Below are 14342 nucleotides of genomic sequence, written 5' to 3'. Positions count from 1 at the left end.
AGGGCTCAGCCGACGCCGATGCCGCTGTTGCCGGCAGGCGGGACGCATGTCCCGGGCCGGGTTCCGCCGTGGGCCTGGAGGAAGGCCAGGAGGTCGCAGACGGACCGGCCCAGGACCTGACTGTGGCCCGCACCGGGGTAGGTGCGGTAGACCAGCGCGGGGGAGCCCGGACGACGCAGGTGGGCTACGACTTCGTCGGTCCAGGCGGGCGGCACGTCCTCGTCGGCGCCACCCTGGACGACCAGCGTGGGGACGGTGACGGGGGCGCGGTCCGGGTCGCCGTAGGCGCCCATCCGCGTGCTCATGCGCCGCAGCCGGTCCCCTTGCAGCGGCAGCATCTCCTCGGTGTTCACCCCCTTGAGGGCGGGGTCGCTGTCCGTCACGCAGTCGGCGATGACCCGGGAGGCCGTGGCGGCTGCCGAGGGCCCCAGGAGCGAACGCAGATCCACCGCACGGCCACCGGGTTCGGCGGCTGCGAGGCCGACGAGTGAGTAGAAGGCGAAGGACAGCTCGCTGGGCACGTGGGAGGTTTTCACCCCCGCGAGCATCGCCTCCAGGTGGCTCGCGGGGGCGACGGCCACCACCGCGCCGAGGCGCTGGGCGCCCGTCCGGCGCTCGGCGTGGGCGGCGAACAGTGCGGCCTGCCCCCCTTGTGAGTGCCCGACCGCGAACCACACCGGCGCCAGGACGGGTGCGAGCTGGTGAGCCGCGGTGACGATGTCGGCCACGGCGTTGCCCTCGTCCGCGCCGACCAGATAGGTGTGCGGGCCCGGGGTACCCAGTCCGGGATAGTCCGAGGCGGCGACCGCGTACCCGGCGCGAAGGAGCGCCCGCAGCTCTTGGGCGAAGACGTCCAGGCCCAGGTTCGGCGACTGGGAGGGGGCGCAGGCGTCGGCCACACCGGTGGTTCCGTGCGCCCAGGAGACCACCGGCCAACCCCGCCGGGGAGGGGTGCCCGACGGCAGCAGTACGGTCCCGCTGACAGCGATGTCCGCGCCGTGCGCGTTGGTGGAGTGGTACAGCACCGTGTAGCGCCGCGCGTCCTCCAGCCGTGCGTCGGGGCCGTGGTCCGTGGCCGCGATCAGCATGCCCGGCTCCGCGGCGGGCAGCGGATCGGGTACCTGGTAGGTGTGGTTCGCCCTGGTCACGGCCGGTGTCGCACGCCGGTCCGCCGCGACGTGGGACGTCGCGGTACGGCTCGCCGGGCCGGAGACGGAACAGCCCGCCGCCGCGGCGAGTGCGAGCGTGACCGCTGCGGTGCGCAGCCGGGGGCGCCCCGGCCGGCGCGGCCCTCGGTCTGTGCCCGTCCCCATGAAGTGATGCGGGCTCGGGATTCCCACGGGCGGACGCTCCCTTCGACAGGCCTCTCCTGTCCCACCTTGGCGTCGCCATGAGCGGCAGGCACGTGGAAGTACGCCGTCCGGTCCGTCTGCCTGTCGTGCGGGCCGTACGAGACAGACCGCCCCGCCGGGCCGTCGGTGACGGCCCGGCGGGGCGGACGGGGCGGCCGGGTCAGCTCATCGTGAAGGAGTCCAGGCGGAACAGGTCCGCGCTGCCGCCCTTGAAGACGAAGTACAGCTTGTGCGTCCCGCCCGGGTCGGTCACCGGTGTACCGACCGTCGTGTAGGCGCCGGTGGTGTCGCCGACCGTCGCCGTGCCGGCCAGCGGGCCGTCGGGCGCGTCGGTGTGGACCTCGATGGTGCCGCCGGCACCGCTGGACGCGGCCCGGAAGTCGATCTTGCTCACACCCTGGAGGTCGTACGGGTCGAACTCGATCCAGTCACCGTTGTCGATCGACGTGACCGCCGCGTTGCCCTGGGCATTGGCGTCGGAACTCGTCTGCACGCCGGACTGCGTGCGGTAGAACTCGGCCTGCCGGGCCTTGGGCTGCAGGACGATCTGTGCCGTGCCGGTGAGATCGGGTACGCCGGCGGTCGGGGAGGCGTCCGTGTAGCTCGCCGAGAAGATGCCGTAGAAGTCGTCGGCGTCGGTGTGGCCCGCCGCGGTCATGGAGAACGTACCGCTGCACCCCGTCGCCTGCGCGAGGTTGTGGGAGTGCATGGCATGGCCGAGGGAGTAGCTGACCTGGACCTTGGAGCAGTCCACCGGGGTGCCGTCCGGGTCGGTCACGTCGACCTTCCACGCGACCTGGTCCCCGTCCTTGAACGTCAGCCCGTTCGGCGGCTGGGAGAACGACAGCACAGGCGCGGTGTTGCCCACCGTGACCAGGACTGCGGCGACGCCCGTCCTGCCGCTCGGGTCGCTCACCGTGAGCTTGGCGTGGTACTGGCCGTTCGCGGTGTAGGTGAACGTCGGGTCGGCACTCGTGGAGTCGGTCTTGCCGTCGTCGTCGAAGTCCCACGCGTAGGTCAGCTTGTCGTTCTCCGGGTCGGTCGAGCCCGTACCGTCGAACTTGACCGCCAGCGGAGCCTTGCCCGACGAGCTGTCGGTCTTGATCACCGCGGTCGGCGCCTTGTCGCCCGGCGCGTACTCGATCTTGTAGAGCCCGGCGTCCAGAGAGCCGCCGAACCACGCGCTGCCGTAGTCGAGCACGTACAGCGATCCGTCCGGCCCGAACTCGGTGTCGATGGGCTCCACGAGGTGGGCCCAGTCCCTGCCGTTGGTCAGCGTGTCGATCGACTGGATCTCTCCGCTGCTGTCGGAGGAGATCGGTTTGATCCAGTGCTTGCTGAACTCGTAGGCGAAGAACTGGTTGTCATAGCTCCGGGGGAACTTGACCGCCGACTTCAGCCCCGAGTCGTAGTTGTACACGGGGCCGCCCATCGGCGCGCCCTGGCCGCCGAGTTCGGGGAACTTCGGGTTGCCCGCGTAGTGGTTCCAGATCCAGGCCGGCTGCGCCGGCGGCAGGTTCTTCAGGCCGGTGTTCAGGGGAGCGTCGTTCACCGGGTGGGCGCAGTCGAAGGGCCGGCCGGACGTCTTCGTGGCGAAGTCGTACTGGACGTACGGCGTGTTGTCGCCGATGCAGTACGGCCATCCGAAGTAACCGGCCTTGGTGATCCGGTTGTACTCGACGGTGTTCTCCGGCCCGCGCTGCGGGTTCGCGCTGCCGGCGTCCGGGCCGTAGTCGGCCAGGTAGACGACGCCGGTCTTCTTGTCGACGTTGAACCGGAAGGGATTGCGGAAGCCCATCGCGTAGATCTCGGAACGGGTCTTCGCGGTGCCCTTCGGGAACAGGTTGCCGTCCGGGACCGTGTACGTGCCGTCGTCGTGCACCTTGATCCGCAGCAGCTTGCCCCGCAGATCGTTGGTGTTGGACGTCGAACGCTCCGCGTCGTAGACGGGGTTGCGGTCGGGCCGCCGGTCGATGGGGTCGTAGCCGTCGGAGGCGAACGGGTTGGAGTCGTCGCCGGTGCTCAGCAGCAGGTTGCCGTCGCCGTCGAAGTGCATGTCGCCCGCCACGTGGCAGCACTGCCCGCGATCGGTGCCGACCTGGAGGATCTTCTTCTCGCTCGACAGGTCGAGCCTGCCGTCGGCGAAGGTGAACCGGGAGAGCTGGTTGTAGCCCTTGTAGGGCGCGAAGTCGGCGGCCGTTCCGTTGTCCGGGGCGTTGGACGTGGGAGTGTCGAGCTTCGGCGCGTAGTACGCGTAGACCCAGTGGTTCTTGGCGAAGTGCGGGTCGATCGCGATGGTCTGCAGACCGTCCTCGTCATGGGTGTAGACCGACAGCTTCGCCGCCACGTCGGTGAGACCGTCGAGGGTCGTGTAGTAGACGGTGCCTTCACGGGAGGTGTGCAGGGCGCTGCCGTCGGGCAGCACCGCCAAGCCCATGGGCTCACCCACCTGGTCCGGTCCCTTGGCGAGGGTGACCTGCTGGAAGTCGGAAGCCGCGGCCGTGGTGGAGGCCGCCGTTCTGCCTGATGCCTGGGTCCGCGCGTGCGCGGACGTCGATCCGGCCACCGCGGCCCCCACGCTGAGCGCTGCGCTCAGCGTGGCGGCGAGTAGTCGGCTTGCTGGTGTACGCACGTGGCTGCCTACCTCTCTCGGAGCACTGCGATGGACGTCGTGCGAGCGCCTTCGTCGCGCGGGATCGCGGGACGGGTCCGGATGTCCGTGCCGGCACGTGCCGGTTCGCCGGTGGAGTGGACAGGGGCCCTGGTGTTCACGCCGCCGGCAACCGGTCTCCGGAGTCGTGCGACTGGACGGAGGCGGATGTGGTCGCGCGGTCCGGGGTGGGACGTGGAGCGAGGGCCCGGCGGGGTTCGCGGCCCCCTGAAGAAGCGTCATGAGCGTGTGGGCCATGACCATGGACTGTCAAGGATGTACTGCTCAGTAGCCGCGTTTCATGGCCTGAAGTGGCCACATCTTTTGCTGGTCTGGTGAAAAGTCATGGCGGTTCGTGATGAACTATCGGCGGTCTCAGGCGTTCATCGTCCTTTGAGGATTCGTCGAGGCCGTCCCGTCGCCGTCACGCGGTCCCCGGTGAGAACGCGCGGGGGCAGCCGTACCGCCCTCGCTCACCGCGCGTGACTTCGTCGCCCCGCCAGCCGTTCCGCCGACCGCCCGTCCGCCAGGCGTTCCAGGCCGACGAACGCCCCCTACGACCACCCCGCCCGGACGCCGGGCGAGGGCGTCTCCCCCTGACGGCCCCCGCCGCGGCCTACCGCGGCCCGGTGTTCCACAACGAAGGAGTGATGATGGGTCAGTTCGCCCATGACTTCGACCGCAGAGGCTTCCTGCGCGCGGCAGCCGCAGGCACCGTGGCCATCGGTGCGGCGACCTTCGCCGGCGCGCTCCCCGCCGCCGCCCAGACGCCCGGCCCCGGTGCCCAGCAGCACGGCGCCGGCCTGAGCATCCCCAGGGACGCCATCGGCATCCAGCTCTACAGCGTCCGTGACAAGGTCTACCAACTCGGCTTCCGCGTCGTTTTCGAGGAACTGTCGCGGATGGGTTTCAAGGAGGTCGAGTTCGCCGGCTACACCCAGGACCCGTCCATCCTCGGCCGGCAGATCACCCTCCAGGAGATCCGCACGCTGCTCGACGACAACGGCCTGCGGGCCATCGGCAGCCACATCGGCATCGGCAGCTTCCGCAGCAACCTGCAGCAGGAGCTCGACCACGCCCAGACCCTCGGCATGCCGAACATCGGGACCCCGAACGCCCCTTCGGACACCGCCACGGTCGCCGGTTACCAGGCGGCCGCGGAGGACTTCAACAGATGGGGCGCGGCGGCGTCGGCGCGTGGGCTCAAGCTCTACCAGCACAACCACTGGGCGGAGTTCGCCTTCGCCTCGGACCAGCCGGCGGTGCGTCTGTACGACGTCTTCCTGGAGAACACCGACCCCGCCCACGTGTACCTCGAGATGGACGTGTACTGGGCGTTCGTCGGCCAGTACCGCTACCCCGGCTTCGACCCCGCCGCGTACGTGCGCGAGCACCCCTACCGGTACACGCTGTTCCACATGAAGGACGGCAAGTCCGACCCCAACGTCGGTGACGGATACGACATGACCGAATTCGGCGCCGGCGACATGCCCTACGAGCGGTTCATCCACGCGATCGGTCCCTTCGGCAACCACCACGGCATCTGGGAGCAGGACACCGCCCCCGGCACCCAGCCCAACCCGCCCGGCTCGTTCGGAGCGGCGCAGCGCAGTTACACGGCGCTGGCGGACCTGCTCTCCTGACCTGCCGTCACCGCCCCGTTCCACCGCTTCCCCCGGCTGGTGCCGGAGCCGGCGGCGGAACGGGGCGGACGTCTCTCACGCCCTCGTCGGCCCGGACCACGTGACCCGGCGAGCAGTGCCTTCCACCAGGAGGTGAGCGAAGTGAGCGTCCAGTACGGTCTGCTCGCCCTGCTGCGCGACCACGGGCCGCAGTCCCGCGCCCGGTTGGCCGGCCTGCTCAAGGTGCCGCGACCGCGTGTGCTGGCCGAGCTCGACCGCCTGACGGCGGCGGGGACGATCGTGGAGGCGGGTCTGACGGACTCCCGCGGCGGACGCCGCTCCACCCTCGTGAAACTGCACCCCGGCCTGCGCTTCGCCGCGATCGACCTCGACGCCCGCTCGGTCGGCGTCGAAGTCACCGACGGCTGCCTGCGGGCGGTGGCGTCGCACGGCGAGCACTGCGACATCCGCACCGGTCCGGAGGCAGTCCTGGGACGGGTGACGCAGATCCTGGACAAAATCCGTGCCGAGGGCCACTTCACGCGGCTGGACGCCATCGGGGTCGGCCTGCCCGGACCGGTGAGTTTCCGCGAGGGCGTCCCCGTCTCCCCGCCGATCATGCCGGGATGGGACCGCCATCCGGTCCGCGACGTGCTCTCCGGCGAGCACGGCTGCCCCGTAGCCGTCGACAACGACGTCAACGTGATGACCCTGGGCGAGCGGCACAGCGGTGTCGCCCGGACCGTCGACAACCTGATCTTCGTCAAGATCGGCAGCGGCATCGGCTGCGGAGTGCAGATCGACGGCCGCGTCTACCGTGGTGCCACGGGCTGCGCCGGGGACATCGGCCACATCCAGGTCGAGGCGGACGGTCCGGTCTGCTTATGCGGGAACGCCGGTTGCCTGGAGGCGCACTTCAGCCGGGAGGCGCTCGCGCGCCATGCCGAGTCCGCCGCGGACGGGGACCGGTCCCCGGTGCTGGCGGAGCGCCTGGCGGCCAGGGGCTTCCTCACCGCCCGCGACGTCGCCGACGGCGCGGCGGCCGGTGACGCCGTCTGCATCGGCATCGTCCGGGCCGGGGGGCGGCGGGTCGGCCAGGTGCTCGCCGGGCTGGTGAGCTTCATGAACCCGTCCATGATCGTCATCGGCGGTGATCTCGCCGATCTCGGGCACATCCTCCTGGCGGAGCTCCGCAGCGTCGTCTACCAGCGGTCGCTGCCGCTGGCCACCGGCGACCTCCCGATCGTGCTGTCCGAACTGGGCGCTCGCGCCGGGGTGGTCGGCGCCGCCGTGCTGGCGAGTGAGCTGGCCTACGGCGGCCCCCCGGGCTGAGCCCTCGGTCGCTCGAGTGCGCGGCGCCCCTGCGGCCGGCGGCCGCGCCCGGCCGGCCGGACCCGTTCGCGCCCTGCCGCGCCCCCCGAGGGGCGCGGCAGCGTGGGGGACTTCCGGGGTTCTCGGGGGCGGGTTCAGATCAGGCCGCGCCGCGCCGCCCACGCGACGGCCTCGATGACGCTGCTGACGCCGATCTTGTCGCAGACGCCTCGGCAGCGTCGCCGCACCGTACGGGGGCAGACATGGAGCCGTCGGGCGACGGACTCGACCGGCAGACCGGTTGCCAGGAGCGACAGCAGGTGCACCTCGTCGCCGCGCAAGGCAACGTTGTCAGGCTCGGGGTGCCGGTCCGTCTCGTAGCTGAGCGTGGACACTTTCGTCCTCCTTCGCCGAGTGCGGCCGGCAGGGAACGCGGGGAAGGCCGCCGCCCGGACAGGAGGCCAGAACCCGTGATCGACCGCGGGGTGTCAATCGCCTATGAACGTTTCGCCTGTGTAACTGCTGTAGCCTGGGTAACTGTTCGCGTGCGCAGGGTCAAGGGTGGCGCCGCTGCATGGGTCCGGGTTTGGTGTGCTCTACACGAAAACTTCCGCCGGATCGAACGCTTCGACCCGGCGGCCGAACGGCTCGTCGCCGGCGGGTGGGTGCACACCGGCTCGCAGTGGAGCCGGACTCGGGAACGCCGCCCCGAGCCCGGCACCGAACGCCCCGTGCTTACAGGTCCCGCTCCCGGATGTTGCGGAACTCGATCAGGTCGTTGTCACTGTGGTTCTGCAACCCCACGTAGCCACTGAGGAACTGACGCAGGTCCGTGGGCGGATCGCCCGCACGCGACGACGACTTGCCGGGCGTGTTGTCGAACTCGTTGATCACCACGCCGTTGCGGATGATCGTGTAGTGCTGCCCGACGACCCGGATCTCGTAGTCGTTCCACTGGTCCTTCGGGGTGGCCTTCGCCTGGTCCAGGCCGAGCGGATCGAAGTTGTAGACCGAGCCGGTCTTCTGCGGTTCGCCGGTGTCACCGTCGTAGATCTGGATCTCGTTGCCGCAGTAGATCGCCACCCACTCCGGAGCGGTGCGAGCCGATCCCTGAGTGCCGCAGCTGCCGGCCGGCCGCTGGTCCAGTGGCGTCCGCGGGTCGGGGAATCTCACGAAGACACCGCTGTTGGCCCGGTGGCCGTCCGGAGCGATGTCCCGGAACTGCAGCCGGATCGAGTAGTCCTTGAACTCCCGCTTGCTGTACCAGAGCATGCCCATGCCGCCGGAGCTGCGCATGGTGCCGTCCGGCAGGAGCGAGAACTCCCCTGCGCCCGCCTGGCTCCAATCGGCGAGACTCGCCGCCGATCCGTCGAAGACGGACTTGTATCCGGGCGTCTTGCCGATCGGCGACTGGGCGGCGGCCTTGCTGAGGGTCGCCGCCTCGTGGTTGTCGAGGACACCGTCCTTGCGCCACTGGTCCACCAGGTCGTTGACGTTGCTGACGAACGCGCCGTGGTTCGCCCAGGTGCCCTCGTCGTCGATCAGGTCGTTGACCGTGCACCCGCCGCCGGCCTTGTGGTTGGCCACGCCGGTGTCGCTGTCGAGCAGCCAGACTGTGGGACGGGCGTCGGGCGCCGTGCAGCCCGCCGTCACGTCGATCTTCCCGGTGGACTTCTCGCCGTCGGCGTAGGTCACCTTGAGTGTGGCGTGGTAGGTGCCGTATGAGGCGTAGGTGTGCGTGGGGTTGGGCTCGTGCGACGGCTGACTGCCGTCACCGAAGTCCCACTCCCAGGCGATGCCACCCGCCTTGGCGGCCGAGAACTGGATCGTCCGCGGCTTGCTCTGCGCGACCGGACGGCCCGAGGCGTCGCTCGGGTTCGGCGTGGCCGGACCGCCGTGGTAGGCGACGCGGACCAGCTTCTGGTTCGGGTCCAGGCTGAAGAAGCCCCCGGCGTAGTCGAGCATGTAGAGCGCGCCGTCCGGGCCGAACTTGGCGTCCATCCAGCTCTGGACCTTGTTGTCCCCGCTGCCGCCGGGGAGGATCTTGCGCAGGTCCTCGCCGAAGACCGGCGGGCCCTGGTCCTTCACCTTGTCCTGGTCGACGGTGACCGCGACGCGGTTGCCGGCGTTGGACTCGTCACCGATGAACCACTTGCCGTCCCAGTAGGAGGGCCAGGCGACACCGCTGCCCGTGTCCACCTCCGAGCGGTGGTAGGTCGGGCCGTCCATGATGGCCTGGCCGCCGCCCTTGAGGTAGGGCTCGATGTACTTCTCGTCGCTCTGCACGTACGTGGGCAGCCCGCTGCCGTCGCTGCGCTCGGGGTAGACCACGCCGCCGCCCTGTGGCGAGTACCAGATCATGTTGTCGCGGGCCGGCGGGATGTCCACGAGACCGGTGTTGCGGGGCGAGGTGTTCTTCAGGTGGTCGCAGTCGTACCAGCCGGTCAGCACACTGGCGTCGGTGTTGCTGCGGTCGCGGTACGGCTGCCTGTCGCCCATGCAGTACGGCCAGCCCTGGTTGCCCGCGGAGGTGATGATGGTCGCGGTCTCGTACTTGGCCGGGCCGAGCTCCGGGTCGGGTGTCGGCGCGTCGGGGCCGACCCAGGCCGCGGTCAGCCAGTTGTTGGTCTTGTCCCAGGCGATCCGCGCGATGTTGCGGACACCCATGACGTAGATCTCCGGGCGGGTCTTGCCGCCGCCTTCCTCCTGGCCGGTGAACAGGTTGCCCTTGGGGATCGTGTAGGTGCCGTCGGCTTCGGGGTGGATCCTCAGGATCTTGCCGTTGAGGTCGTTGGTGTTGCCGGCCGTACGGCGCGCGTCCTGGAAGGACAGGCCCTTGTAGTCCTGGGTCCAGTTGTTCCCGGAGTAGCCGGCCCCGGCACCTTGCGAGGAGTTGTCGTCACCGACGCCGACGTAGAGATTGCCGTCGTTGTCGAAGGTCATGCCTCCGCCGGTGTGGCAGCAGCTGTGGATCTGAGCGGTCCAGTGCAGCAGGTCCTTGCGGGTGCTCTTGTCGATCGACTGGTCCTTGAAGTCGTAGGTCAGCCGCGAGACGGTGCGCCGGCCCGTCTGCTTGTCCCGGTCGACCGACTCGTGCGGCATCCAGTAGACGTAGATCCAGCCGTTCTGCTCGAACTTGGGGTCGAGCGTGATGCCGACCAAGCCCTCCTCGTTCTTGACCAGTTCGCTGCCGCTGCCCCGGTTGCCCATCACGTCGAGCGTGGTGAGCAGCTTGACCTGCTTGGTCTTGGGGTCCCACTGGTGGATCGTGCCGCAGCCCAGGCCCACCTCGGGGTCGTTCCAGTCGGGGATCGGGCCGCTCGGGCAGGCCGCCTTGCCGATGTAGAAGACCTTGCCGTCGGGGGCGATCGTCAGACCGTGCGGCTCGCCGATCTGGTCGAGTTGGCCCGGCTGGTTCTTGCCCGTCAGCCGCTCGACCGAGTAGTTCGACGCGATGGTCGCCTGACAGTCGCCGCGGACCATGCCGGTCGTCCACTCGATGGCGCCGAGCAGATGGCTCTGGAACTTGGTGTCCGAGGTGTAGCTGTCCCCGGTGCGGCCCATGCCGGTGTAGAACGACCGGCCGCCGTCGTAGTCCCGGCACCAGGAGACCGGGTGGAACGGGCCGTTGCCCGCGGGCCCCGCGTCGTAGGAGTTCTCCTCGACCTGGGCGACCGTCTGGACCTTGCCGTCCGGGTTCGGGTCCCAGTTCATCCACTGGTCGGACCGGGTCCACTTCAGCGGCAGGCCCTTGTTCGCCGGGTGCCGGCGGTCGGTGACGTCCACGACCGCCTGCTGCACCTTGGTCTCCGGTGCGGGGGCCGGGTCGGCCCCGAACAGCCGCAGCTCGGCCAACTGGGTCAGCGGCTCACCGGAGTTGGCGGTGACATTCAGCCGGTAGTACTGGTAGGCCGTGGTGTTGGCGAACTTGTACTGCTTGGTCTCGAAGCGGTCCGGGAAGTTCTGGCCGGTCTGGGTGTCCAGCGTCTTCCAGGTGTTCCCGTCCTGCGAGCCCTGGAGGTTCCAGTCCTTGGGGTCCCGGCCCGGATAGTCGTTGGCCGACGTCAGCGCGTACTGGGCCACCGCGACCGCGTGGTCCATCTTCGCCGTGACCCAGCCGGTCGGCTGGTGAGCCAGCCACTTGGTGGTGTTGCTGCCGTCGAACAGCTTGTCCTTCGTCTCGTTGGGCGGGTTGTCGTCGCTCGCCGTGACCCCGGCCACCTTCTCGGATGCGGAAAGGCTGGAGGCCGGGCGCGTGCCGATAAGGCCGGTGAACCAGTTGGAGTCGGCGTCCGCCCGCGCCGCGTCGTGGACGCCGACGAAGCCGCCGCCGCCCTTGACGTAGGCCTGGAACGCGGACTCCTCCTCGGAGGTGAGGGTCACGCCCTTGGCCGACAGGAAGACCACGCCGCGGTAGCGGGCGAGGTGGTCGGCGGTGAAGACGCCCGGATCGTCCGCCTCGTCCACGGAGAAGCCGTTCTTCTGCCCCAGTTCCTTGACCGCCGAGGCGGCGGTCGCGACCGGGTCGACCTGCTGGGCGGCCGGTCCGTGGAAGACCAGGACGCGCACCGGCGCTTCGGTGCCGACGCCCTGGTCCTGGCCCTGTCCGGACTGTGGCTGCGCTTGTGCCTGGACCGCCGGAAGCGCGGACAGTCCCAGTGCCAGCGCCGAGCTGGACAGCAGGACGACCGCGCGGCGCCAGGGCGAGGCTTGGCGGGGGATCCACGCGGGACGCGACGGCGGTGCTCCGCTTCGTCGTGACAGCGCGAACCGGTCTCTTCGGCCCATGGTTGCTCCTTGACTCGATCCGACAACGGGAGGGTGGCCAGGGGGGTGGAGCGAGGGCTGCCGCACGGGCCTCGCCCGGAACTCGCCGGGCGAGGGGATTCGGATCGGCCGCAGGGGCGTCCGGAGACGGCCGGGGTGCCGGAACTCGTGGGATCGCGGCCCCCCCGGGTCCTCACGGCCCGGGACCGAGCGGCGGCAGGGTGGTACACGCCCGTCAGACCGTCCGGTCAGGTGTGACGGGCGTGGCTCAGAGGACGGGGGACGGGACGGGCGGCACCGGCCGCCACGGCTACATGGGGTGCGGGTCTCCGGGGACCGTGCCGTCGGCGTCGGTCACCATGAAGACCCCGGACATCCCCATGTCCGAGTGGCTCTGGACGTGGCAGTGGTACATCCAGGCACCGGGTCCGACCCGTTCGCCGGCGATCACCTGGAACCCGAAGGAGTCCGCGGGGCCGGCGGTCCTGGTGTCGATGACCTGGCTGACGTCCTGAGGCCCCTGCCAGATCCCGGTGCGGTTGTCCGTCCAGCGGTGGCCGTGCACGTGGAAGGTGTGGAAGAAGTCGCCGTGGGTGATCACGACGAACTCCACCCGCTCGCCCCGGACGGCCTTGAAGGTGGGGGTGTCGGGAGCGACCCTGTTGTTGATCGTCATGTTGTTGAACACGACCGTGAACTGCTTGTCGGGCAGCACATCGCCCTTGCGCCGCACCACCACGGGGCCGTACAGCCCCTTCCGGATGCCCTCGGTGCCGTGCTCGGTGCCCACGTTGTGGTCGTGGTAGTGCCAGTAGCCGGCGCTTCCGGCCTCCCACGTCCCGTCGTGGCGTCGGGTCGGCGCGTGCGTGCGCCAGACGTAGGTCCGCCGCGCGCCCGGCTGGACGACGCTGTCGTTCATCTTGGTGCCGTCGCTCGCGGTGTCGTAGTCCAGGCCGTGCACATGGAGGCTGGCGGCGACGTCGAGGTTGTTGACCACCTCGATGTTCATGGTGTCGCCCTCGGTCAGCTCGATGAGCGGGCCCGGAATCGTCGCCTGACCGGGGCGCAGGCCGTAGCCCATCTCCCCGTTCGGCAGCTTCTCCATGTACAGCGTCAGGTTGCGGACCTCGCCGTCGCCTCCCGCGGTGGGCTGGTCCTTGGGCGGCGCGGCGGCGGCGCTGCCGAGCACCGCGGGGACGACGGCGGCCGCCGCGGCTCCGGTGGCGAAGGACCGCCGGGACAAGAGGCGTCGCGTGCCTACGCCTGAGTCGGTCATCGCTCTCCAATCCTCGACAGGCGTGGGTGCCTGAAGGCGTTTCGGTGGTCATGAGGTGCGATGCGCGTCAGATGCGCCGGTACGGCCGAGACCGGCTCGGCTCGGGGAGGCGGAGTGCGCCTCGGAACGGGCTCACCGTAACGGCGCCTCACCAGTTTTTCCAGACTCAGGTCAAAGTTGGTTGAGTTGTGGTCATAGACCTTGGCGGTCCATCAAAAGACCGCTAACTTCGCATCGTTGCCGCTCTCCAGGAGAGCGATCACCCGCAGTTCCTCTCGGCCGCCTTGAGCTCGAGGCGCCCACGTGACGGACTGTGCGCCACCGCCGCCCCGGACCGAGCTCGGCGCGGCACCCGGCCGGACTGGCCCCTACGCGGTCGTCCGGGCGGCTGGTCGTCCACCCGGCGGGACCGCGGATCCGTGCGCGGGCACCGCAACCAGCGATTCCCGAAAGGTGCAGCGGTGTTCAGAAGACTGCTCCATGCCCAGACGGATCCGCCCCCCTCGAAGTCCGCGCCACGGGGCCGGTTCAGCCCCCGTCCGGCGTTCGTGACGTTGGTGGCCGTGCTGCTCACGGCGTTCTCGTTGGCCGTGCCGGCCGCCTACGCGGAGAGGAGCCGCGACGCCGCCGCGGCGGACACCCAGGTGCTCACCTGGACGGCCGGCGACGGATACATGGGCTATACGTCCGCCCCCACCACCGCGGTGGCCGGCCCGGCGACGATCGTGTTCGAGAACAGCGCGGCGACCGGCAACACGACCGGCATGCCGCACACGTTGACGTTCGACACCTCCAACCCCGACTACAACACCGACGTCGACCTCAACATCCAGGCGAGCCCCTCGGACTCCAGCGGAGGCCGGCACACGGCCCAGGTCACCCTGAGCCCCGGCGTCTACCACTTCTACTGCGCGATGCCCGGCCACATGATGTCGGGTGAGCTGACCGTCACCGCGGCCCCCGGGAACGACACCACCGCGCCGGACACGTCGGCGTCGGTGTCGGGGACGAAGGACGCTTCGGGGAATTACGTCGGCGGTGCGACGGTGACGGTGTCGGCTTCGGATGCGGAGTCGGGTGTGGCCGCGGTGGAGTACGCGCTCGATGGTGGGGCGTATGCGGCTTATTCGGCGCCGGTGCAGGTGAGTGGTGTGGGTGAGCACACGGTGTCGTACCGGGCGACGGACAGGGCGGGTAATACGTCGGCGGTGAAGTCGGTGTCGTTCGCGGTGGTGGCGGCTCCGCCGCAGGACACCACCGCGCCGGAGACGTCGGCGTCGGTGTCGGGGACGAAGGACGCTTCGGGGAATTACGTCGGCGGTGCGACGGTGACGGTGTCGGCTTCGGATGCGGAGTCGGGTGTG

The 14342-nt window shown here is 69.9% G+C and carries 8 protein-coding genes; 3 read left to right on the top strand and 5 right to left on the bottom strand.

Going from position 1 to position 14342, the window contains the following annotated elements:
* Nucleotides 1-5 precede the first annotated feature (5 nt).
* Nucleotides 6-1148, bottom strand: a complete 1143-nt coding sequence (locus ACIQ9G_RS15570) for an alpha/beta hydrolase family protein (protein ID WP_403609079.1) — start codon at nucleotides 1146-1148, stop codon at nucleotides 6-8.
* A gap of 364 nt (nucleotides 1149-1512) precedes the next feature.
* Entirely contained in the window at nucleotides 1513-3984 is a 2472-nt protein-coding gene (locus ACIQ9G_RS15565; RefSeq protein ID WP_403609078.1) for a PQQ-dependent sugar dehydrogenase, read from the bottom strand.
* A 647-nt stretch (nucleotides 3985-4631) separates the two neighbouring features.
* Between ACIQ9G_RS15565 and ACIQ9G_RS15560 the strand changes: the two genes are divergently transcribed.
* Together ACIQ9G_RS15560 and ACIQ9G_RS15555 are read left to right on the top strand one after the other, a co-directional pair.
* On the top strand, nucleotides 4632-5645 hold the full coding sequence (locus tag ACIQ9G_RS15560) for a TIM barrel protein (protein ID WP_403609076.1): 1014 nt from the start codon (nucleotides 4632-4634) through the stop codon (nucleotides 5643-5645).
* Nucleotides 5646-5786: 141 nt separating this feature from the next.
* Nucleotides 5787-6956, top strand: a complete 1170-nt coding sequence (locus tag ACIQ9G_RS15555) for an ROK family protein (protein ID WP_403609075.1) — start codon at nucleotides 5787-5789, stop codon at nucleotides 6954-6956.
* 134 nt (nucleotides 6957-7090) lie between these two features.
* Here ACIQ9G_RS15555 and ACIQ9G_RS15550 read toward each other — a convergent pair whose 3' ends face one another.
* The 3 genes from ACIQ9G_RS15550 to ACIQ9G_RS15540 all read right to left on the bottom strand — a co-directional run bounded on the left by ACIQ9G_RS15550 (nucleotide 7091) and on the right by ACIQ9G_RS15540 (nucleotide 12978).
* Nucleotides 7091-7330, bottom strand: coding sequence for a LuxR C-terminal-related transcriptional regulator (locus ACIQ9G_RS15550; protein WP_403609073.1), 240 nt, complete (start codon nucleotides 7328-7330; stop codon nucleotides 7091-7093).
* A 340-nt stretch (nucleotides 7331-7670) separates the two neighbouring features.
* A complete protein-coding gene (locus tag ACIQ9G_RS15545) occupies nucleotides 7671-11723 on the bottom strand; it encodes a ThuA domain-containing protein (RefSeq protein WP_403609071.1) in 4053 nt (1350 codons plus the stop codon).
* Between the two features lie 289 nt (nucleotides 11724-12012).
* On the bottom strand, nucleotides 12013-12978 hold the full coding sequence (locus ACIQ9G_RS15540) for a multicopper oxidase domain-containing protein (RefSeq protein WP_403609070.1): 966 nt from the start codon (nucleotides 12976-12978) through the stop codon (nucleotides 12013-12015).
* A 563-nt stretch (nucleotides 12979-13541) separates the two neighbouring features.
* Between ACIQ9G_RS15540 and ACIQ9G_RS15535 the strand changes: the two genes are divergently transcribed.
* Nucleotides 13542-14342 (top strand): OmpL47-type beta-barrel domain-containing protein (locus ACIQ9G_RS15535; RefSeq protein WP_403609068.1); only part of this gene is annotated, 801 nt, incomplete at its 3' end.

Source organism: Streptomyces sp. NPDC096152 (assembly GCF_044763235.1).
Taxonomy (GTDB): domain Bacteria; phylum Actinomycetota; class Actinomycetes; order Streptomycetales; family Streptomycetaceae; genus Streptomyces.
This window is presented reverse-complemented; position numbering and strand designations above follow the sequence as displayed.

Bases quoted from the DNA above. Each gene is read 5' to 3' on its own strand.
- ACIQ9G_RS15545 (WP_403609071.1), bottom strand. From the start codon at position 11,723: ATGGGCCGAAGAGACCGGTTCGCGCTGTCACGACGAAGCGGAGCACCG.
- ACIQ9G_RS15540 (WP_403609070.1), bottom strand. From the start codon at position 12,978: ATGACCGACTCAGGCGTAGGCACGCGACGCCTCTTGTCCCGGCGGTCC.